Origin of the sequence: Pseudomonas sp. CHM02 (genome assembly GCF_000612585.1) — a bacterium.
GTDB lineage: Bacteria > Pseudomonadota > Gammaproteobacteria > Pseudomonadales > Pseudomonadaceae > Aquipseudomonas.
This window is the reverse complement of the sequence record NZ_JFCA01000018.1, coordinates 67,670-89,661: the sequence shown is the minus strand read 5'-3', so window position 1 is coordinate 89,661 and position 21,992 is coordinate 67,670. Positions and strand designations below refer to the sequence as shown.

Here is a 21,992-nt window from a genome sequence, read left to right as displayed (position 1 = left end):
TATGGCCTTAAATTCATCGTTCCGAAGCAGGTCGCTGTGCGCCCTGCGAGAAAAAGCGCCGATGGGCGACCACCGGCATGCGCGCCCTTATCGACGCTTGTTCAGTGCTATCGCGTTCGGCCAGCAACACCGCCTCGCCTTGATCCTGTTGTGCCAGCACACGCCCCCAGGGGTCGACAATCGCGGCATGACCATGGGTTTCTCGCGGCCCCGGGTGCACGCCACCCTGGGCGGCCGCCAGCAGGTAGCACTGCGTCTCGATGGCCCGTGCGCGGATCAGCACGTCCCAGTGCGCAGCACCGGTCACCGCCGTAAACGCTGAAGGCGCGGTTATCAATTCAGCCCCCGCTGCGCGCAACTCGCTGTACAGCTCAGGGAAACGCAGGTCGTAACACACCGTCAGGCCCAATCGACCGACGGGCGTGTCCGCCACCACCACATTGCCCCCGAAAGCATAGTCGTCGGACTCACGATAACGACCGCGCGCATCGGCGACATCCACATCGAACAGGTGCAGCTTGTCATATCGAGCGACGATTTCACCCTGATCATCGATCAGCAGCGAACAGGCGTTGGACTTGGCGTGCGGCTGGTCCTTGGGCGGCAATGGCAAAGTACCAGCCACTATCCATAAGGTGAGGTCTCGAGCGGTCTGTTTCAACCATGGCAGGATCGGGCCTTCGCCCAGCGCCTCGGCACGGCCGATATCGGCCACGTCACGGCGCCCCATGGCGGCGAAGTTTTCCGGCAGCACCGCAAGCTTGGCCCCGCCTGCCGCTGCGTCTTCCAGCAGGCGCCGGGCCTGGGCCAGGTTGGCCAGCACATCGCTCTGGCTGACCATTTGAATTACCGCAAAGGACATGGGCCGACACTCCGTAATGGGCATGCGGCCATGCTACTCCACAGGCTCTCAGTTTGGCTTTTCAAATGGCTTGTCGAAGGTGATTTTCGGGTCTTTCCACGGCCCTTCCACTTTGTATTGAACGCTGGCAAAGCGCGCAACACGGTCACCGATCAGTTTGTCGATCAGGAACAATGCACCACCAATGGCCGGCGCACCCACGATCAGCGCGGCGATCGGCAGGTTATTGGTGACCGGCAGGGTCACCAGCAACTTGGCGTCGACACGGTCGGCCACCAAGTCCAGGGTGCCATTAAGCTCCAGATTGGTGGAGGGCCCGGTCATGGTGATCGGCTCACGGGTCACGAACACGCCATTGCTGGCCGCCAGCAAGCCTTTCACCCGGTCATAACTCAGGCCCTTGCCCAGCAAGTCCGAGAAGTCCAGGCGCAACCGGCGCCCGATGGAGTTGAAGTTCAACAGGCCGAACACACGCAGGGCCTGGGCGCCGCCTTCCACTTCCACGAACTGGCCGTTGCGGAACGCCGCATCCAGGCTGCCGGAGAAGCGCTTGGGCCCGACATAGGCAGGCGAACCCGGCCAGCGTCCGTCCACATCCAGGTGGAAGTCCTGGCTGGTGACGGTCGGGGCATAACCCCAGCCCTTGAGTACATCGCCGATATTCTTGCCGTCCAGGCGGCCCTTGTACCAACTGCTGCTGTCACCCGCCGCACCTTCCCAGCCACCGGCACCCTTGAGTTGCATGCCCTTGAGGCCGAGGTCCAGATTGTTGAAGGCCAGGCCCTTGGCCGTCGGGCGGATTTTCAGCGACCAGGCACCGACCAGGTCCGGGCCCTGGAATAGCTGGTCAATGGCAATATCCAGCGCCGGAATATCCTTGGGGTCGATGCTCGCCAACGGGTCCGGTGCGTTTTCGTCAGCCTGCACCGTCGGGTCCACTGCCGGCAGTTTCACGTATTGCAGGTTGATCGCAATCGGCGCGCCCTTGGCGTCCGGCAGGTTGACCGTGCCCTTGGCCTGCTGACTGTCGAGTTGCAAGCCCCACGCCGCAGGCTTGCGGTCCAGTTGCAAACTGACCTGATCGAACTGAGTGCCAAGCCCCGTCAGCTTGCCCACCTTGAAGTCAGCGCCGCTGAGCAATTGCTTGGCGCTGCCGCCCGGATCGTTGCCCGCATAGCGGTCCACCAGTTTCTTCCAGGGATCGATATCGAGTTCCGACAGCACCCCACGAATGCGCAACCCCTTGGCGCCCGGCAGCACGGCATCGCCGTCTCCCAGGAACAACTCACCGCGTCCGTCATTGAACTTGTCCGGCGGCGCAGCAAAGGTGAAGTTCGCCAGCTCGCCATAATCGAACCAATAACGGCGCTCGGCGCCCTGCAAGGTCATGCGGAAGACGCTGTCACGACCCTGGCTGGCCGGCATGCCGAATGGTGCCGGCAAGTCCACTGCCACGCCCTTGAGGTTGGAGCTGACCATCAATTGGCTGTCGGCGCCGTCCAGGGTCAGCTGCAGTTGGTACGGAATATCGCCAGACACCGGCAGCGGCTGGGTGATTTTCAGCCAGTCCGTCAGCCGCTTGACCGTGACCTGCCCCTTGGCAGCCACGCGAGTGCTGAGATTACCCGGCTTGCCATCGGCAAAGATCTGCGCAGTGATCGGCCGGTCAAACGCCTGGGCCGTGATGTTCTGGCCACTGAGGCCCTTGGCGCTGTCGAAACGAAAATCGCCCTTGAGCTGGGTCAGGTCCAGGGTGGGCTCAGCCAATTGCAGGCGCGCCTTGTCAGTCTTGAAGTCCACCACGATTTTCGGCTCGGCGCCCTTGGCCAGCGGAATATCCAGGTCAAGGCTGCCTTGCAGGTCGCCCTCGCCCTTCCAGCCGGCAAACGTCGATGCGGTGCCGATCGGTGCTTCCTGGAGGATTTTCAGACCATCGCCCAAGCCACCGGCAAAGCCGCCCGTAAGCAGCAGATGGCTGTCCTTGCCTTCAGGCGCGTGGGGAATATTGACGTAGACATCCTTGACCTTGGTATCGAGCAACTGGCCCTTGCTGGCGAGGATGCGTACGCCGCTTTCCTCGACAAACACTTCGCCATTGACCTTGCTCACATGAGGCCAACCCGGCTGGAACGCCAGTTCGGCATCATGCACCTTGAAGAACAGGCTGATATTGCGCGAGGCCGGCAGTGCGTCGTGGTTGAGCGAACCCTGATACTGGAAGAAGCCCTGGTCGACCGCGCCCTTGAGAATCGCGGTGCGCAGCCATTCATCCAGCGCCGGGCTCAACACCGCCGGCAGGTATTTGGGTGTGAAGCGCCCATCACCATCGACCATGCCGACCCGCAGGTCCATATAGTCTTCCTGGTTGTGGTCGAAATGCAGGCGAATCAGGAAGTCAGCAGCCACCTTGCCTTCTTCGCCCAGCACCTTGATATACGGCGCGATCAGGGTGAAGCCTTCCTTGTCCAGCTTCCACGTCAGACGTGCGTTGGCCTGGATGTACTGCCAGGGCTTGGCAAAGATCGGGTCGAGATGCAGGGAAAAGTCCTTGCTGTCCATGCGCAACTCGCCATGACCCAGGTCGCCGCTGATGCTGCCGGACACATTGCGCGCGGCCGGCGCACCAAAGTAGGCATCGAAACCAATGCGCTCAAGGTTGGCGGCGAAGCTGACTTTTTGATCGGTCGTGTCCTGAGGGCGGAAGTCCACCAGTACATTGCGTAGCAGGCCAGTGGCCTTGAGATGCTGAATGGTCTTGGCAAAGCCTTCCGGCAGCGGTGCCAGGGCGTTGAGCAGGGGCGTGATCGGGGTCAGGTCCAGGCGATCGGCCTGGAGCTTCCAGACTTCCTGGCTCGTGTCGGTCGCCAGGGTCTGCTGCAACTGCAGGCGGGATTCCCAGCGGGTGTCACCCAGGTTCATCGCCAGCGAGTCGAACAGCACCTTGAGGCCGGTGTCACTGCGTTGCAGGTAGGCGGTGAGGGCGACATTCTCAATATGCACCGGCTTGCGATCGGCGTAGCTGCCCTTCACCAGCGGCGAATTGAGGCGCGCCACCGCGCTTTGCACGGTGCCCTTGGCCCAGGTCAGCCAGAACTCGCCGCCGGCCTTGAACTGGGCGAGCCTCCATTGCTGGGTCAGCTTGGCCGGGATCCACTTGGCCCAATCGCTTTGCGGCAGGCTCAGGTAGGCCTGGATTTCAGCGTCCTTCCACTGGCTGGCGCGAATACGGGTGCTCAGGTTGACGGCAAGAGGCTGGCCGTCGGGCAGGGTCAGGCGTGCGTCGAGGCGCTGGCGGACGGTGCCGGTATGCAGGCTCAGGCCGACATACGTCAGGGTCACCGGCGCCTGGTCGAACGGTTGCAACGTCACCTGGCTGTCGAGCAGCGACACACGCTTGACCCTCTGCATGCGCTTCAACAACTGCTCGGGGTCCAGCGGCTGGTCGTCCTGTACCGGCAGGCCTTGCAAGGCCCACTTGCCGTCCTTGTCCTCCTTGACGCTGAGTTGCAGGCCACTGACTTGCAGGTGCGCAATGCGTACCTCGCGAGCCATCAGGCTGGCCCACATATCCGGCACCACTTCGACCTGGTCAAGGCGCAGGGCACTGCTGCCCTCGCCCACCATCACATCATGGGCCAGCAATACCGGGGCGAAGCCGCTCCAGCGACCTTCGAGGCTGCCGATGCGCAAAGGCATGTCCACCGCGGCCTGGGCCTTGGCTTCGACGTCTGCACGGTACTCGGCCACCAACGGCGTCAATTCACGGCCGAGGCTCACGTACACCGCCGCCAATACCAGCAGCAGGGCACAGAGGCCCAGGCCCCAGCGGGTCAAAGCGGCAAAAAAGCGTATCAGACGCTCCATGTCAGGCGACCCTCAAGGCGGCAATCGGACGGCAGATCAAGGCCTGCCCGTCTCATAAAAGAAAAACGATTGGGGATCAGAGCAGCACCACGTCGTATTGTTCCTGGGAATACATGGTTTCAACCTGGAAGCGTATCGTGCGCCCGATAAACCCCTCCAGCTCGGCAACGTTACCGGATTCTTCATCCAGCAGCCGGTCGACCACCTTCTGGTTGGCGAGCACTCGGTAACCTTCGGCCTGGTAGGCACGTGCCTCGCGCAGGATTTCGCGGAAAATCTCGTAGCAAACCGTTTCAGGGGTCTTCAATTTACCGCGGCCCTGGCAACTGCTGCACGGCTCGCACAGCACCTGTTCGAGGCTTTCGCGGGTGCGCTTGCGGGTCATCTGCACCAGGCCCAGTTCGGTGATGCCGATGATGTTGGTCTTGGCGTGATCGCGCTCCAACTGCTTCTCGAGGGTACGCAGCACCTGGCGCTGGTGCTCTTCATCTTCCATGTCGATGAAGTCGATGATGATGATGCCGCCCAGGTTGCGCAGGCGCAGTTGGCGGGCAATCGCGGTGGCCGCCTCGAGGTTGGTCTTGAAGATGGTCTCTTCAAGGTTGCGATGGCCCACGAACGCGCCGGTGTTGACGTCGATAGTGGTCATGGCTTCCGCCGGGTCCACCACCAGGTAGCCGCCGGACTTGAGCGGCACCTTGCGCTCCAGGGCCTTCTGGATCTCGTCTTCGACGCCATACAGGTCGAAGATCGGCCGTTCGCCGGGGTAGTGTTCCAGGCGGTCGGCAATTTCCGGCATCAGCTCGGCAACGAATTGCGTGGTGCGCTGGAAGGTTTCCCGCGAGTCGATGCGAATTTTCTCGATCTTCGGGCTGACCAGGTCGCGCAGCGTGCGCAAGGCCAGGCCCAGGTCTTCATAGATCACACTCGGCGCGCCGATAGTCTTGATCTGTGCGCCGATCTGGTCCCACAGGCGCCGCAGGTAGCGGATGTCCATGAGGATCTCATCGGCGCCGGCGCCTTCAGCGGCGGTGCGCAGGATAAAACCGCCAGCTTCCTTGATGCCCTCGGCGGCCACGCAGTCGCTGACCACCTTTTTCAGGCGCTCGCGTTCGGCTTCGTCTTCGATCTTCAAGGAAATGCCGACATGCGCGGTACGTGGCATATACACCAGGTAACGCGACGGAATCGACAGCTGCGTGGTCAGGCGTGCGCCCTTGGAACCGATGGGGTCCTTGGTGACTTGCACCACCAGGCTCTGCCCTTCATGCACCAGGGCGCTGATGCTTTCCACTGCCGGGCCTTCGCGCAGGGAGATTTCCGAAGCATGGATAAACGCAGCACGGTCCAGGCCGATATCCACGAAAGCGGCCTGCATCCCCGGCAATACACGCACGACCTTGCCTTTATAGATATTGCCGACGATCCCGCGCTTCTGGGTGCGCTCAACGTGCACTTCTTGCAGAACACCGTTCTCTACCACCGCCACGCGCGATTCCATCGGCGTGATATTGATCAGAATCTCTTCACTCATGGCTGGGTCTCGTTCAGGCGTTTTCACAATAGTGACCGGTCGCTTAAGGCTGGGCGCTGGAATACGACGCTCAGCGCACGGTAAGGTTTTGCCAACAGGGTATGCCGAATTGGTCGAGCAGTTGCGCGGTTTCGCACACCGGCAGGCCTACCACAGCGGAATAACTGCCATTGAGCCCGGCGACAAATACCGAGCCCAGCCCTTGGATAGCATAGCCGCCCGCCTTGTCCCGGGGTTCGCCACTGTGCCAGTAGGTTGTCGCTTCCTCGACAGAAATACTGCGAAAACGTACACGACTGCTTACACATCGGGTTTCGCAGCGCCGGCCATCAGTGACGGCAACGGCGGTGAGCACTTCGTGTTCACGCCCCGCCAAGGCCATCAACATCGCCAATGCATCGGCCTGGTCCACGGGCTTGCCGAGGATTTGTCCATCGACGATCACGGCCGTATCAGCCCCCAGCACACAGGCGCCCGAGGATTGTCCAAGCGCAGCAAAACCCGCCGCAGCCTTGCCGCGCGCAAGACGCTCGACGTAAGCAACGGCGGATTCGTTTGTAAGAGGTGTTTCATCAATGGCGGCACTGACCACGGTGAAGGGCACACCGATCTGGGCCAGCAGTTCACGCCGCCTCGGAGAGCCCGAGGCCAGGTAAAGCGAATTCATTGCAGACTCTCCCTGTAGGGTTCGATAACCAGGCAGAGCCTCGCAATCCATTCAATTGATTTTATAGCGACGACGCAACCCACGCAGACCGAAGCTGATCCATGGCCACAGCAATGCGCTGACCAGGGCTGGAAGCACCAGCGCCAGGGTCGGCTGGCGGTTGCCGGTCAAGGCGCTGAGCCACAGCTGCACAAGCTGCGCCAGGCCGAAGATCACCAGGATCACCAGGCACTGCTGCCACATCGGGAACATGCGCAAGCGCTGCTGCAACGACAGCACCAGGAAGGTGATCAAGGTCAGGATCAACGCGTTCTGACCCAGCAAGGTGCCATAGAGCACATCTTCCGCCAAGCCCAGGAACATCGCCGTGACCATGCCGACTTTGTGCGGCAGGTTCAGCGACCAGAAGGCCAGCAGCAGCGCCAGCCACAGCGGACGCAGGATTTCCATGAACTGCGGCAATGGCGAAACGCTGAGCAGCAAGCCGATGGCGAAGGTCAGCCAGACGATCCAGCCGTTGCGCGAATGAGTACCGGCCATTATTCCTCCCTCTGCCGCGTGGTTGCCGGGGCGGTAGCCGCTGGGCGCGCAGCCGGGGTCGCAACGGGCGGTTTTACCGCCGGTGCCGTGGTGGCTGGCGTGGACGCGGGTGGTTTAGTGGCAGCCGGCTTCACCGGCTGCGTGCCGTGCGCCGCCGGCTTGACCGGCGTGGCAACAGGCGCTGCGGAGGCAGGCGTAGCCGCCGGAGCAACTGGAGCAGGCTTGGGCACAGTGGCAGGAACGATCGGCGCGGTGCCGTTCTTCTTGTCTTCCGCTTCCTGGGCCTGGGCAGCTTCGTTGGCGCGCTCTTCGGGGGTGCGGTTGTCGCTGAACACCAACAACAGGTAGCGACTGCGGTTCAAGGCGGCGGTGGGCACGGCGCGCACAATGGCGAATGGCTGACCGGAATCGTGGATGACTTCCTTGACCGTCGCCACTGGGTAACCGGCCGGAAAACGCTGGCCCAGGCCGGAGCTGACCAGCAGGTCGCCCTCCTTGATGTCGGCGGTATCGGCCACGTGGCGCAATTCCAGGCGCTCGGGGTTACCGGTACCGCTGGCAATCGCGCGCAGGCCGTTGCGGTTCACCTGCACCGGAATGCTGTGGGTGGTGTCCGTCAGCAGCAACACCCGCGAGGTGTAGGGCATCAGCTCGACCACCTGGCCCATCAGGCCACGGGCATCAAGCACCGGCTGGCCGAGGACCACACCGTCGCGCTCACCCTTGTTGATGATGATGCGGTGGGTAAAGGGGTTGGGGTCCATGCCGATCAACTCGGCCACTTCGACCTTTTCGTTGACCAGTGCGGAAGAATTGAGCAACTCGCGCAGCCGAACGTTCTGCTCGGTAAGGGCTGCAAGCTTCTGCATGCGCCCCTGCAACAGCAGGTTTTCGGTCTTGAGTTTTTCGTTCTCGGCGACCAGCTCGGTGCGGCTGCCGAATTGGCTGGCCACGCCCTGGTACAGACGTTGCGGCAGGTCGGTGATCCAGTAGGTCTGCATCAACACCAGCGACATCTGGCTACGCACGGGCTTGAGCAGTGCAAAGCGGGCATCGACCACCATCAGCGCGACCGAAAGCACGACCAGCACCAACAGGCGCACGCCCAATGAGGGGCCTTTGGCGAAAAGCGGTTTAATAAGCCGCTCCTCCCAGGCAAATGTTCTCTTTATTCATACGGCATCTAACCGGCCTGGATGCAGATTGAAGAAGATAAACGCCAACAGGCAGCACTGCAAAGTGCTGCCTGCGGGCGAAACATGGGCTGATCAGCAAATGCTTATTCGCTGGAAAGCAGGTCCATGGTGTGTTTATCCATCATTTCCAGTGCACGGCCACCGCCACGTGCGACGCAGGTCAGCGGGTCTTCGGCAACGATCACCGGCAGACCGGTTTCCTGGGCCAGCAGCTTGTCGAGGTCGCGCAGCAAGGCACCACCACCGGTCAGCACCAGGCCACGCTCGGCGATATCGGAAGCCAGTTCCGGCGGCGATTGCTCCAGGGCGCTCTTCACGGCCTGAACGATGGTGGCAAGGGACTCTTGCAGAGCTTCCAGCACTTCATTGGAGTTCAGGGTGAAGGCACGTGGAACGCCTTCGGCCAGGTTACGACCGCGCACATCGACTTCGCGCACTTCGCCGCCCGGGTAAGCGGTACCGATTTCCTGCTTGATGCGCTCGGCGGTGGATTCGCCGATCAGGCTGCCGTAGTTACGACGCACATAGGTGATGATCGCTTCGTCGAAGCGGTCGCCGCCGACGCGTACGGATTCGGCATACACCACACCGTTCAGGGAAATCAGGGCGATTTCAGTGGTACCACCACCAATATCCACCACCATCGAACCGCGGGCTTCTTCAACCGGCAGGCCGGCACCGATCGCAGCAGCCATTGGCTCTTCGATCAGGAACACTTCGCGGGCACCGGCGCCGAGGGCCGATTCACGGATGGCACGACGCTCAACCTGGGTGGATTTGCATGGAACGCAGATCAGCACACGAGGGCTGGGCTGCAGGAAACTGTTTTCGTGAACCTTGTTGATGAAGTACTGCAGCATCTTCTCGCAGACACTGAAGTCGGCGATCACGCCGTCTTTCATCGGACGAATGGCGGCAATATTGCCTGGTGTACGGCCGAGCATGCGCTTGGCCTCGGTGCCGACGGCAACGACACTTTTCTGATTACCATGGGTCCGAATGGCCACAACCGATGGCTCATTCAGGACGATACCGCGCTCGCGCACGTAAATAAGGGTGTTGGCAGTGCCCAGGTCAATGGAAAGATCGCTGGAAAACATGCCACGCAGTTTCTTGAACATGGGAAAGGGACCCTAGGCAACGCGTGGGTAAAAAAGTGCGGCAAACTCTAACAACGACAGGGATTTTGGGCAAGGCGCCAATGTGCTAAATTGGCCGACTTTCTGTGCACCAACCCCCACAATCGCGGCCGTAAGACCGTAGAAATGCGGTAGTGTTCCGACAATCTAACACACGGACAGCCTCCGTTCTGTTTTCCACTGGAGATTCCCATGACGCTTGAACGCTCCGACGTGGAAAAAATCGCGCATCTGGCCTCGCTTGGCCTGAATGAAGGCGATCTTCCACAGACCACCGCAGCCCTGAACAGCATTCTCGGGCTGGTCGACCAAATGCAGGCCGTGAATACCGACGGCATCGATCCCCTGGCTCACCCGCTGGAAGCCAGCCAGCGCCTGCGCGCAGACGTCGTGACCGAGAGTAATAATCGCGAGGCCTACCAGTCCATCGCGCCAGCGGTCGAAAACGGCCTGTACCTGGTTCCGAAAGTCATCGACTAAAGGGAAAGAGCCTGCAATGCATCACATGACTCTGGCCGAGATCGCCCGCGGTCTCGCCGACAAAAAGTTTTCTTCCGAAGAGCTGACCAAGACCCTGCTGGCGCGTATCGCCGAGCACGATCCAAAGGTCAACAGCTTCATCAGCCTCACCGAAGAGCTGGCCTTGAGCCAGGCCAAGGCCGCCGACGCACGTCGCGCCAACGGTGAAAACGGCGCACTGCTGGGCGCGCCGATCGCCCACAAGGACCTGTTCTGCACCCAGGGCATTCGCACCAGTTGCGGCTCGAAGATGCTCGACAACTTCAAGGCGCCCTACGACGCCACTGTAGTGTCCAAGCTGGCTGCCGCCGGGGCCGTGACCCTGGGCAAGACCAACATGGACGAATTCGCCATGGGTTCGGCCAACGAATCGAGCTACTACGGCGCAGTGAAAAACCCGTGGAACCTGGAGCACGTGCCCGGCGGTTCGTCCGGTGGCTCGGCTGCCGCGGTTGCCGCGCGCTTCCTGCCTGCCGCCACGGCCACCGACACCGGCGGCTCCATCCGCCAGCCAGCAGCCTTCACCAACCTCACCGGCTTGAAACCGACGTACGGTCGCGTTTCCCGCTGGGGCATGATCGCCTACGCCTCCAGTCTCGATCAGGGCGGCCCGCTGGCCCGCACCGCCGAGGACTGCGCGATTTTGTTACAAGGCATGGCTGGCTTCGACAAGCAGGACTCCACCAGCATCGATGAGCCCGTACCGGACTACAGCGCCAGCCTGAACACCTCGATCAAGGGCCTGCGCATCGGCGTGCCGAAGGAATACTTCAGCGCCGGCCTCGACCCACGCATTGCTGAACTGGTGCACAACAGCGTCAAGGCGCTGGAGAAGCTCGGCGCGGTGATCAAGGAAATCAGCCTGCCGAACAACCAGCACGCGATTCCGGCGTACTACGTGATCGCGCCGGCAGAGGCTTCTTCCAACCTGTCGCGTTTCGACGGCGTGCGCTTCGGCTACCGCTGCGAAAACCCGAAAGACCTCACCGACCTGTACAAACGCTCCCGTGGCGAAGGCTTCGGCGCCGAAGTACAACGCCGAATCATGGTCGGTGCCTACGCCCTGTCGGCCGGTTACTACGACGCCTACTACCTCAAGGCGCAGAAAATCCGGCGCCTGGTGAAGAACGACTTCATGGCTGCCTTCGAAGAAGTCGACGTGATCCTCGGCCCAACCACGCCGAACCCGGCCTGGAAGCTCGGCGCCAAGAACGGCGACCCGGTGGCTACGTACCTCGAAGACCTGTACACCATCACCGCCAACCTCGCGGGCCTGCCGGGCTTGTCCATGCCCGCCGGTTTCGTCGATGGCATGCCGGTCGGCGTGCAACTGCTCGCCCCGTATTTCCAGGAAGGCCGCCTGCTCAATGTGGCGCACCAGTACCAGTTGAACACTGACTGGCACACTCGCACCCCTACCGGCTTCTGAGGAGAACACTATGCAATGGGAAGTCGTGATCGGGCTGGAGATTCATACCCAGCTCGCCACCCAATCGAAGATTTTCTCCGGTAGCGCCACCACGTTCGGCTCCGAGCCCAACACCCAGGCCAGCCTGGTAGACCTGGGCATGCCCGGCGTGCTGCCGGTGTTGAACCAGGAAGCGGTGCGCATGGCGGTGATGTTCGGCCTGGCGATTGATGCCGAGATCGGCCAGCACAACGTGTTCGCGCGCAAGAACTACTTCTACCCGGACCTGCCCAAGGGCTACCAGATCAGCCAGATGGAACTGCCGATCGTCGGCAAGGGCCACCTGGACATCCCCCTGGAAGACGGCACCATCAAGCGCGTCGGCGTCACCCGTGCTCACCTGGAAGAAGACGCCGGCAAGAGCCTGCACGAAGAATTCCCGGGCGCGACCGGTATCGACCTGAACCGTGCCGGCACGCCACTGCTGGAGATCGTGTCCGAGCCGGACATGCGCAGCGCCAAGGAAGCCGTGGCCTACGTCAAGACGATCCACGCGCTGGTGCGCTACCTGGGCATCTGCGACGGCAACATGGCCGAAGGCTCGCTGCGCTGCGACTGCAACGTGTCGATCCGTCCAAAGGGCCAGGTCGAGTTCGGCACCCGCTGCGAGATCAAGAACGTCAACTCGTTCCGCTTCATCGAGAAGGCGATCAACAGCGAAGTGCGTCGCCAGATCGAGCTGATCGAAGACGGCGGCAAGGTCATCCAGCAAACCCGCCTGTACGACCCGAACAAAGACGAAACCCGCGCCATGCGCAGCAAAGAGGAAGCCAACGACTACCGTTACTTCCCCGACCCGGACCTGTTGCCGGTGGTGCTTGAGGATTCGTTCCTCAACGACATCCGCGCCACCCTGCCGGAATTGCCGCAGCAGAAACGCGAGCGCTTCCAGGAGCAGTTCGGCCTGTCGGTCTACGATGCCAGCGTCCTGGCCTCCAGCCGCGAGCAAGCCAACTACTTCGAAAAAGTCGTGAGCATTGCCGGCGACGCCAAGCTGGCGGCCAACTGGGTGATGGTCGAGTTGGGCAGCCTGCTGAACAAGCAGGGCCTGGAAATCGACGACGCCCCAGTCACCGCCGAGCAACTGGGCGGCATGCTGCTGCGCATCAAGGACAACACCATCTCCGGCAAAATCGCCAAGACCGTGTTCGAAGCCATGGCCAGCGGTGAAGGCAGCGCCGACGAGATCATCGAGAAACGCGGTCTCAAGCAAGTCACCGACAGCGGCGCGATCTCGGCCGTGCTGGATGAAATGCTCGCGGCCAACGCCGAGCAGGTCGAACAGTACCGTGCGGCAGACGAAGCCAAGCGCGGCAAGATGTTCGGCTTCTTTGTGGGCCAGGCAATGAAAGCCTCCAAAGGCAAGGCCAACCCGCAACAGGTGAACGAACTGCTGAAAAGCAAGCTCGAAGGCTGACACGTGTAGGACCCGGCTTCTGTGGGAGCCGGGCTTGCCCGCGATGCAGGCGCCTCGGTGCACCAGTTACACCGAGGTGAAGCCATCGCAGGCAAGCCAGCTCCCACACGAGCCAACTCCAACATTTGTAATGGGACTCCTTGCATGAAGCGTCTACTCGGCCTGCTGGCCCTGTTCTCCCTGTTGGCCGGTTGCGCCAGCGGCATCATCAACCCCAATGGCTACGACGAAACCGGCACCGCCTCCTATTACGGCGCCAAGCACCATGGCAACAAGACTGCCAGCGGTGAACCTTTCAACCAGAACGCCCTGACCGCCGCCCACCGGCAATTGCCATTCGGCACCCAGGTCAAGGTCACCAATCTCGACAACGACAAATCCGTGGTTGTCCGCATCAATGATCGCGGCCCGCATACCCGAGGGCGCTTGATTGACCTTTCGCGCAAGGCTGCCGAGCAACTGGGTATGATCAGCAGCGGTACCGCACGGGTTCGCGTGCAAGCCTTGAGCAACTGAAGACGGAGCCCTGGCCATTTTCGGATTAACCGCCCTCTCGCCCTGGAGCCTGCTGGAATTGGTCAGCGGCCTGGCGCTGCTGATCATCGGTGCCGAAATCCTGGTACGCGCCGCCGTGCGCCTGGCCGCAAGCCTCAAGGTGCGGCCGCTGATCATCGGCCTGACGATCGTCGCCTTCGGCAGCAGCGCACCGCAGATGACCGTCAGCCTGCAAGCCACCCTGGCCGGCAATACCGATATTGCCGTGGGCAGCGTGATCGGCAGCAGTATCTTCAACATCCTGGTGACCCTGGGCCTGTCGGCGTTGATTATTCCGCTGCGGGTCTCACGCCAACTGGTGCGCCTGGATATTCCGGTGATGATCCTGGCCGGGCTGCTGGTGTTCACCCTCGCCGCCAATGAAGAACTCACGCCGGTTGACGGCCTGCTGTTGCTGGTTGCGCTGGTCGTGTACCTCGGCGTACTGCATTACCAGACGCGCCACTCGCGCCGCCCGCGCACGCTGGACACCGTGGCCCGCGCCCCATGGCTGAGCAGCGTGCTGCTGATGCTCGGTGGGTTGCTGGTGCTGGTGCTGGCCGGGCATTTGCTGCTGGGCGCGGCGGTGGATGTGGCAAGCGACCTGGGCCTGTCGGAACGCGTGATCGGCCTGACCTTGATCGGCGTCGGCACCTCGCTGCCGTGCCTGGCGACGTCGCTGATTGCAGCCCTGCGCGGCGAACGCGAAATTGCGGTGGGCAACGTGATCGGCAGCAACCTGTTCAACCTGCTCGGCGTACTGGGGCTGACTGCCCTGCTCGCCCCGTCACCGTTGTCGGTGTCGCCCAATGCCCTGGATTTCGACCTGCCGGTGATGCTCGGCGTGGTGGTGCTGTGCCTGCCGGTGTTCTATACCGGTTACCGCGTGACCCGCGCCGAAGGCCTGGTGCTGCTGGGCTTGTACCTGGCGTACGGGCTGCATGTGATGGCGTTCACCACCGGCATGCCCCTGGCCAACAAGCTTGAACAACTGATGCTGTATTACGTCCTGCCAGTGCTGGTGGCTTTCCTGTTGTTCAGCACGCTGCGAGCCTGGCGCCGCCAACACAAGAGGGAATCGCAATGACCGATCAGAAAAAGCCCGGGGTTGAAATGCGTCGCCAGGTCATGGGCGATGCGTTCGTCGACCGCGCCCTGGGTAATGCCACCGAGTTCACCCAGCCGCTGCAGGACTTCGTCAACGAACACGCCTGGGGCAGCGTGTGGAACCGTGAAGGCCTGCCGCTTAAAACCCGCAGCCTGATCACCCTCGCCGCCCTCACCGCGCTCAAGTGCCCGCAGGAACTCAAGGGCCACGTGCGGGGCGCACTGAACAATGGCTGTACGGTGGAAGAGATTCGTGAAGCGCTGCTGCATTGCGCGGTGTATGCCGGTGTGCCGGCGGCGATTGATGCGTTTCGGGCGGCGCAGGAAGTGATCGATACCTACGAGGCACCGTAGGAGCCGGCTTGCCGGCGATCGGTCCTCACAGGCACCGCAACCCTCAGATCCAACCTCCCGCCTGCAACACAAAAATCCCGATATTCGTGGTCACCGCCGCCATCAAGGTGGTGATCACGATAATCGCCGCCGCCAGCTCATGATTGCCCTCGGCCGCCCTGGCCATGACAAAACTGGCCGCCGCCGTCGGTGCACCGAAGTACAGGAACAGAATCCCCAACTCCGGCCCCCGGAACCCCAGCAGCCACGCGCCCAGCGTCGCGACCAGCGGCAGGCCGATCATCTTCACCAGGCTGGCGCTCAGGGCCATGCCCCCGCTTTTGCGCAAGGCCGCCAGCGACAACGTGCCACCGATGCAGATCAACGCCAGCGGCAAGGTCATGTCCGCCAGGTACTGGCCCGAAGACTCCAGCCAACCCGGCAAACCAATCTGGAACACCGCGAACGGCGTGGCTGCGATCACACTGATGATCAGCGGGTTGGCCACCACGCTCTTGCAGATGCTCCATGGGTCGGACTTGATCACCGGGCTGTACACCGCCAGCACGATGGTCGACAGGGTGTTGTAGAACAGGATCACCAGCGCCGCGAGGATCGCGCCGAGGGAGATACCGTAGTCGCCGTACATGCTGGCAGCCAGCGCTAGGCCGATCACGCCGTTATTGCCACGGAACGCGCCCTGGGTATAGATGCCCCGGTCTTCACGCGGGCAACGAAAGATCGCCCAGCCCCAGGCCAAGGCGAAGCTCAACAGCGTGGCGACGGCAAAATAGATCAGCAGGCCCGGCTTGAGCGCCGAGTGCAGGTCGGCATGCAGGATGCCAAGGAATAGCAGCGCCGGCATGGTGACGTTGAACACCAGGGACGACGCCGTGTGGATAAAGTTGTCGTTGATCCAGTTGACGCGCTTGAGCAGCACACCGAGAAAGAGCATGGCAAACACCGGCGCGGTGATGGTCAGGGTGGTGAGGAAAATTGCCAGCATGCCGGGGAGAACCTTGGTGAGCGTCGTTAGGTGGCTAATGATAAGCCAGTGCAGGTCGCTTCGTCTGTTCCAGATCCTTGTAGTGAGCGGGCTTGCCCCGCGCTGGGTGGCGAAGCCGCCCCATCTCCGGCACTGAGTTTCTCCAGTTGGAACTCAGTCGCTTGGGTTTGGGGCGGCTTCGCCACCCAGCGCGGGGCAAGCCCGCTCACCACAGTCAGGTGATGGGCGCAGGGTTGAACAAGGTGATGTCGTTGTGCAGTTTGTGATGCTCAGCCCACGTCTGCTTCTTGCCGCTGGCCACATCCAGGTAGAAATGAAACAACTCCCACCCCAGCTCCTCGATGGTCGCGCGCCCGGTAGCAATGCGCCCGGCGTCGATATCGATCAGGTCCGGCCAGCGCTGCGCCAGCTCCGTACGGGTCGACACCTTGACCACCGGCGCCATCGCCAACCCGTAAGGCGTGCCACGCCCGGTGGTGAACACGTGCAGGTTCATCCCTGCCGCCAGTTGCAAGGTGCCGCACACAAAGTCACTGGCCGGCGTTGCGCAAAAGATCAGGCCCTTGCCCTTGAAGCGCTCACCCGGACCCAGCACGCCATTGATCGCGCTGCTGCCGGACTTGACGATGGAGCCCAGGGACTTCTCGACAATGTTCGACAACCCACCCTTCTTGTTGCCTGGCGTGGTGTTGGCACTGCGATCCGCCTCGCCCTTGGCCAGGTAACGGTCGTACCAGTCCATTTCCCGGACCAGCTCCTGGGCGACTTGCTGGTTCTCGGCGCGAGACGTCAGCAGGTAAATGGCATCGCGCACTTCGGTGACTTCGGAAAACATCACCGTCGCCCCGGCCCGCAGCAACAAATCCGAGGCATAGCCCAGCGCCGGGTTGGCGGTGATGCCGGAAAACGCATCACTGCCACCGCACTGCATGCCCAGGATCAACTCGGATGCCGGCACGGTTTCCCGACGGCGCTGGTCGAGCTTCTTCAAGCGCGTCTCGGCCAGTTCCATGATCTGCTCGATCATTTCGGTAAAACCGTGGCTGGAATCCTGCAGCCGATACAGCCACGGCTCGCTCAGGTCGACGGAGCTGTCGTTGTCGTGCATCACCTGCCCGGCCTGCAGTTTCTCGCAGCCCAGGCTGATCACCAGGGCTTCGCCCCCCAGGTTAGGGTTGCGCGCCAGGTTGCGTACGGTGCGGATCGGGATGTAGGCGTCCGTCGCGGTAATCGCCACGCCGCAGCCGTAGCTGTGGGTCAGCGCCACCACGTCATCCACGTGTGGGTACTTGGGCAACAATTCGTCCTTGATGCGCTTGACCGCATGGTCCAGCACACCCGTGACGCACTGCACCGTGGTGGTGATCCCGAGGATGTTGCGCGTGCCCACGGTGCCGTCGGCGTTGCGATAGCCCTCGAAAGTAAAGCCTTCCAGCGGCGCCTGGGTCTCCGGCACCTCGGTGGACAGCGGCAAGCTGTCCAGCGGCGGCGCGGTGGGCATGCGCAGTTGATCTTCCTGCACCCAACTGCCGCGCGGAATCGGCGCCAGGGCGTAACCGATGGTCTGGCCATAGCGAATAATCTGACCGCCCTCGGGGATATCTTCCAGGGTCACCTTATGGCTCTGGGGGATGAAATCCACGGTCACCAGGCCGTCCGGGAACTCGGTCCCGGCCGGTACGCCCTGGTCATTGACCACGATCACCACGTTGTCGCGCTCGTGCAAACGAATCGAGCGCGGCGAGTCGGCATGTTCAATCAACTGCATTGCATCGCCCCTCAGGAATGCGCTTCGGTAAGGTTGGTCAACTCGGGGCCCTCGGTCGGCGGTTCTTTGAGTACCACGCGCTTGATCGGCCCAACGATGACCAGGTAGCTGAACACCGCCAGCAGCGCGTTGGCGCCTACAAACACCAAGGCCCACTTGAACGAACCGGTGGTGCTGATGATGTAGCCGATCACGATCGGCGTGCTGATGGATGCCAGGTTGCCAAACATATTGAACAAGCCGCCACTTAGGCCGGCGATCTGTTTCGGCGACGTGTCGGACACCACCGCCCAACCCAGCGCGCCAACGCCCTTACCGAAGAAAGCCAGGGCCATGAAGCCCACCACCATCCACTCGATATCCACGTAGTTGCACGCCACGATGCTGGATGACACCAACAAGCCACCAATGATCGGCGCCTTGCGGGCGAAGGTCAGGGAGTGGCCCTTGCGCAACAGGTAATCGGAAATCAAACCGCCCAACACGCCGCCGATAAACCCGCAGATCGCCGGCAGCGAAGCAATGAAACCGGCCTTGAGAATGGTCATGCCACGCTCCTGTACCAGGTACACCGGGAACCAGGTCAGGAAGAAATAGGTGATGCCGTTGATGCAGTACTGGCCCAGGTACACGCCGAGCATCATGCGGTTGGTCAGCAGTTGGCGGATGTAATCCCACTTGGGACCGTCGGTTTTCTTACCCTTGACCTTGTCCTGGTCCATATCGACCATCGCGCCATTGGCAGCGATGTGGTTGAACTCCGCTTCGTTGATCATCGGGTGCTGGCGTGGGCTGTGGATGATTTTCAGCCAGATCAGCGAAAACACGATGCCAATACCGCCCATCACGATAAATACGTGCTGCCAGCCAAAGCTGTAGACGATCCACCCCATCAGCGGCGCGAACAACACGGTGGCGAAGTATTGCGCCGAGTTGAAGATCGCCGACGCGGTGCCGCGCTCCGCAGTCGGGAACCAGGCGGCCACGATCCGTGCGTTGCCGGGAAACGACGGTGCTTCAGCCAGGCCTACCAGGAAGCGCAGCATGAACAGCGCAACAATCGCGGTAGAGACACCGAACTCACCCACATAGCCTTGCAGCACGGTGAACAGCGACCAGGTGAAGATGCTCAGGGCATAGACTTTTTTCGAACCGAACCGGTCCAGCAGCCAACCGCCAGGGATTTGCCCGGCCACGTAGGCCCAACCGAATGCAGAGAAGATATAACCGAGGGTGACCGCGTCGATACCGAGGTCTTTTTGCAGGCTGGAGCCCGCGATGGCGATGGTGGCCCGGTCGGCGTAGTTGATCGTGGTCACCAGGAACAGCATGAGCAGGATCAAATAGCGGACGTGCGTCGGCTTGGTCGCTTGCATGTAGAAGTACTCCCACTAATTATTTTTTTTGCGGGTAATGGTCTATTTGTCGGTGGGGACCGCTTTCATGTGGGAGCCGGGCTTGCCCGCGATACAGGCACCTCGGTGTGTCAGGCACACACCGGTGATGCTATCGCAGGCAAGCCAGCTCCCACACAAAGCGGGCGCCACGGGTGTCGCGTATTACGAACCGATGTAGCTGGTCTTCACCACGGTGTAGAACTCTTGCGCATAGCGACCTTGCTCACGCGAACCGTAGGACGAGCCCTTACGACCACCAAACGGAACGTGATAGTCCACGCCGGCAGTCGGCAGGTTGACCATCACCATCCCGGCCTGGGAATGGCGCTTGAAGTGGTTGACGTACTTGAGCGACGTGGTGGCAATGCCCGCCGACAACCCGAACTCGGTGTCATTGGCCATCGCCAGCGCTGCTTCGTAGTCCGCCACGCGCACCACGTTGGCCACTGGGCCGAAGATCTCTTCACGGCTGATACGCATGGCGGCTTCGCTGTCGGCAAACAGCGTCGGTGCCAGGTAATAGCCTTCGGTGTCACAGGTCACCAGGCCGCCACCGCTCACCAGCCGCGCACCTTCGCTCTGGCCGATGTCGATGTACTTGAGGTCCTGGTCCAACTGGGCCTGGGAAACCACCGGGCCGATATCGGTACCGCTCTTGAGGGCGTGGCCGACCTTGATCGACTTCATGCGCTCGGCCATGGCCGCGACGAACTGGTCATGGATACCGGCGGTCACGATCAGGCGGCTGGACGCCGTGCAACGCTGGCCGGTGGAGTAGAACGCGCTTTGTACCGACAGCTCGACAGCCTGCTTGAGGTCGGCGTCGTCGAGGATGATCTGCGGGTTCTTGCCGCCCATTTCCAACTGCACTTTGGCCTGGCGCGATACACAGCTGACCGCGATCTGGCGACCTACGCCCACAGAACCGGTGAAGCTGATGCCATCGACCTTCGGGCTGTTGACCAGCACATCGCCCACGACGCGACCGCTGCCCATCACCAGGTTGAACACACCGGCAGGGAAACCGGCGCGGGAAATGATTTCGGCCAGGGCCCAGGCACAGCCCGGCACCAGCTCGGCAGGCTTGATCACCACGCAGTTGCCGTAGGCCAGGGCCGGGGCGATCTTCCAGGCGGGGATGGCGATCGGGAAGTTCCACGGCGTGATCAGGCCAACCACACCCAGGGCTTCGCGGGTGACTTCAACGTTGACGCCCGGACGTACCGACGGCACGTAGTCGCCGGACAGGCGCAGGCATTCACCGGCGAAGAACTTGAAGATATTACCGGCGCGGGTCACTTCGCCGATGGCTTCGGGCAGGGTCTTGCCCTCTTCACGGGCCAGCAGAGTGCCGAGCTCTTCACGGCGCGCGAGGATTTCGCTGCCGACTTTATCCAGGGAATCATGACGCGCCTGGATGCCGGAAGTGGACCAGGCCGGGAATGCGGCGCGGGCAGCATCGATGGCGGCGTTGACCTGGGTAACATCAGCCTTGGCGTATTCACCAATGACATCGGACAACTCCGATGGGTTGAGGTTGACGCAGTAATCGGCACCGGCCACCCATTGGCCGTTGATGTAGTTATCAAAACGTTGAGCTTGGGACACAAATCTTCTCCTGACGCAAAAGGCCGCTGATTGCTCAGCGGCCTTGTAGATGAGTTATTGCGCGCCTTGCTTGTCGATCAGCGCGGCCAGGGCTTCATATTCTTCCGGCAGCAGGTCGGTCAGCGGCGTACGCACCGGGCCTGCGTCATAGCCGGCGATTTTTGCACCGGCCTTGACGATGCTCACGGCATACCCGGCCTTGCGGTTACGGATATCCAGGTAGGGCAGGAAGAAGCCGTCGATGATCTTGGCGACGGTGGCGTGATCGTCCTTGGCAATCGCGTGATAGAAGTCCATCGCGGTTTTCGGGATGAAGTTGAACACCGCCGAGGAGTACACCGGCACGCCCAGGGCCTTGTAGGCAGCAGCGTAGACCTCTGCGGTCGGCAGGCCGCCGAGGTAGCTGAAACGATCACCCAGGCGACGACGGATCGACACCATCAACTCGATGTCGCCCAGGCCATCCTTGTAGCCGATCAGGTTCGGGCAGCGCTCGGCCAGGCGTTCCAGCAGCGGCGCGGTCAGGCGGCAGACGTTGCGGTTGTAGACCACCACGCCGATCTTGACCGACTTGCACACCGCTTCAACGTGGGCGGCAACACCGTCCTGGCTGGCTTCGGTGAGGTAGTGCGGCAGCAGCAGCAAGCCTTTGGCGCCGAGGCGTTCGGCCTCCTGGGCGTACTCGATGGCCTGGCGGGTCGAACCGCCCACACCGGCCAGGATCGGCACGCTGGTGGCGCAGGTATCAACGGCGGTTTTCACCACTTGGGAATATTCGCTGGCAGCGAGGGAGAAAAACTCACCGGTACCGCCGGCAGCGAACAAGGCAGTGGCGCCGTAAGGCGCCAGCCATTCCAGACGCTTGATGTAGCCCGCCTGGTGGAAGTCACCCTGGGCGTTGAAATCGGTCACCGGAAAAGACAGCAGACCGTGGGAGAGGATGGACTTCAGTTCTTGTGGATTCATTATTCGAACACCCTGGGCGAAGACTTTCTATTGAAAGGTTGTTGTTGGTTTTGGTGATGTCGTACGT

General features: G+C 61.9%; 18 protein-coding genes. 6 read left to right on the top strand and 12 right to left on the bottom strand.

The annotated features are described in order from the left end of the window. Window positions 1-13: 13 nt before the first annotated feature. The 7 genes from BM70_RS0112285 to mreB all read right to left on the bottom strand — a co-directional run bounded on the left by BM70_RS0112285 (window position 14) and on the right by mreB (window position 9,784). A complete protein-coding gene (locus tag BM70_RS0112285; protein ID WP_025856301.1) occupies window positions 14-862 on the bottom strand; it encodes a carbon-nitrogen hydrolase family protein in 849 nt (282 codons plus the stop codon). Window positions 863-910: 48 nt separating this feature from the next. Continuing rightward, window positions 911-4,726, bottom strand: coding sequence for a YhdP family protein (locus BM70_RS0112280; protein ID WP_025856300.1), 3,816 nt, complete (start codon window positions 4,724-4,726; stop codon window positions 911-913). A 76-nt stretch (window positions 4,727-4,802) separates the two neighbouring features. Next, complete coding sequence (gene rng, locus BM70_RS0112275; RefSeq protein ID WP_010213134.1) at window positions 4,803-6,260, bottom strand: ribonuclease G; 1,458 nt, start codon at window positions 6,258-6,260, stop codon at window positions 4,803-4,805. A gap of 70 nt (window positions 6,261-6,330) precedes the next feature. Next, a complete protein-coding gene (locus BM70_RS0112270; RefSeq protein WP_025856299.1) occupies window positions 6,331-6,927 on the bottom strand; it encodes a nucleoside triphosphate pyrophosphatase in 597 nt (198 codons plus the stop codon). A gap of 51 nt (window positions 6,928-6,978) precedes the next feature. Further along, a complete protein-coding gene (gene mreD / locus BM70_RS0112265; protein ID WP_003171788.1) occupies window positions 6,979-7,467 on the bottom strand; it encodes a rod shape-determining protein MreD in 489 nt (162 codons plus the stop codon). After that, the gene (mreC, locus tag BM70_RS0112260; protein ID WP_081782060.1) at window positions 7,467-8,606 is read right to left on the bottom strand and encodes a rod shape-determining protein MreC; all 1,140 of its coding nucleotides are present in this window, start codon (window positions 8,604-8,606) and stop codon (window positions 7,467-7,469) included. The genes mreD and mreC overlap by 1 nt, the downstream gene beginning before the upstream one ends. A gap of 140 nt (window positions 8,607-8,746) precedes the next feature. Continuing rightward, the gene (mreB, locus tag BM70_RS0112255) at window positions 8,747-9,784 is read right to left on the bottom strand and encodes a rod shape-determining protein MreB (RefSeq protein ID WP_002555108.1); all 1,038 of its coding nucleotides are present in this window, start codon (window positions 9,782-9,784) and stop codon (window positions 8,747-8,749) included. A 210-nt stretch (window positions 9,785-9,994) separates the two neighbouring features. On the opposite strand from mreB, the gene gatC reads away from it, so the two are divergent. From gatC to BM70_RS0112225, 6 genes are all read left to right on the top strand, one after another. Beyond that, complete coding sequence (gene gatC, locus BM70_RS0112250; protein WP_025856297.1) at window positions 9,995-10,282, top strand: Asp-tRNA(Asn)/Glu-tRNA(Gln) amidotransferase subunit GatC; 288 nt, start codon at window positions 9,995-9,997, stop codon at window positions 10,280-10,282. Between the two features lie 16 nt (window positions 10,283-10,298). After that, window positions 10,299-11,750, top strand: a complete 1,452-nt coding sequence (gene gatA / locus BM70_RS0112245; RefSeq protein WP_025856296.1) for an Asp-tRNA(Asn)/Glu-tRNA(Gln) amidotransferase subunit GatA — start codon at window positions 10,299-10,301, stop codon at window positions 11,748-11,750. Window positions 11,751-11,760: 10 nt separating this feature from the next. Next, window positions 11,761-13,206, top strand: a complete 1,446-nt coding sequence (gene gatB, locus BM70_RS0112240) for an Asp-tRNA(Asn)/Glu-tRNA(Gln) amidotransferase subunit GatB (RefSeq protein ID WP_025856295.1) — start codon at window positions 11,761-11,763, stop codon at window positions 13,204-13,206. Window positions 13,207-13,350: 144 nt separating this feature from the next. Beyond that, the gene (locus BM70_RS0112235; RefSeq protein WP_025856294.1) at window positions 13,351-13,722 is read left to right on the top strand and encodes a septal ring lytic transglycosylase RlpA family protein; all 372 of its coding nucleotides are present in this window, start codon (window positions 13,351-13,353) and stop codon (window positions 13,720-13,722) included. 58 nt (window positions 13,723-13,780) lie between these two features. Beyond that, complete coding sequence (locus tag BM70_RS0112230) at window positions 13,781-14,827, top strand: calcium/sodium antiporter (RefSeq protein ID WP_025856293.1); 1,047 nt, start codon at window positions 13,781-13,783, stop codon at window positions 14,825-14,827. Continuing rightward, a complete protein-coding gene (locus tag BM70_RS0112225; protein WP_025856292.1) occupies window positions 14,824-15,201 on the top strand; it encodes a carboxymuconolactone decarboxylase family protein in 378 nt (125 codons plus the stop codon). Before BM70_RS0112230 ends, BM70_RS0112225 begins: the two co-directional genes overlap by 4 nt. Window positions 15,202-15,244: 43 nt before the next feature. Here BM70_RS0112225 and BM70_RS0112220 read toward each other — a convergent pair whose 3' ends face one another. The 5 genes from BM70_RS0112220 to kdgD all read right to left on the bottom strand — a co-directional run bounded on the left by BM70_RS0112220 (window position 15,245) and on the right by kdgD (window position 21,925). Next, the gene (locus BM70_RS0112220) at window positions 15,245-16,186 is read right to left on the bottom strand and encodes an AEC family transporter (protein WP_025856291.1); all 942 of its coding nucleotides are present in this window, start codon (window positions 16,184-16,186) and stop codon (window positions 15,245-15,247) included. Window positions 16,187-16,400: 214 nt separating this feature from the next. Then, window positions 16,401-17,954, bottom strand: a complete 1,554-nt coding sequence (garD, locus tag BM70_RS0112215; protein ID WP_025856290.1) for a galactarate dehydratase — start codon at window positions 17,952-17,954, stop codon at window positions 16,401-16,403. A gap of 11 nt (window positions 17,955-17,965) precedes the next feature. Beyond that, window positions 17,966-19,330: an MFS transporter gene (locus BM70_RS0112210; protein ID WP_025856289.1), complete on the bottom strand. Its 1,365-nt coding sequence runs from the start codon at window positions 19,328-19,330 to the stop codon at window positions 17,966-17,968. A gap of 183 nt (window positions 19,331-19,513) precedes the next feature. Then, window positions 19,514-20,959, bottom strand: coding sequence for an aldehyde dehydrogenase family protein (locus BM70_RS0112205; RefSeq protein ID WP_025856288.1), 1,446 nt, complete (start codon window positions 20,957-20,959; stop codon window positions 19,514-19,516). A gap of 54 nt (window positions 20,960-21,013) precedes the next feature. Continuing rightward, window positions 21,014-21,925: a 5-dehydro-4-deoxyglucarate dehydratase gene (kdgD, locus tag BM70_RS0112200; protein ID WP_025856287.1), complete on the bottom strand. Its 912-nt coding sequence runs from the start codon at window positions 21,923-21,925 to the stop codon at window positions 21,014-21,016. Window positions 21,926-21,992: the final 67 nt, after the last annotated feature.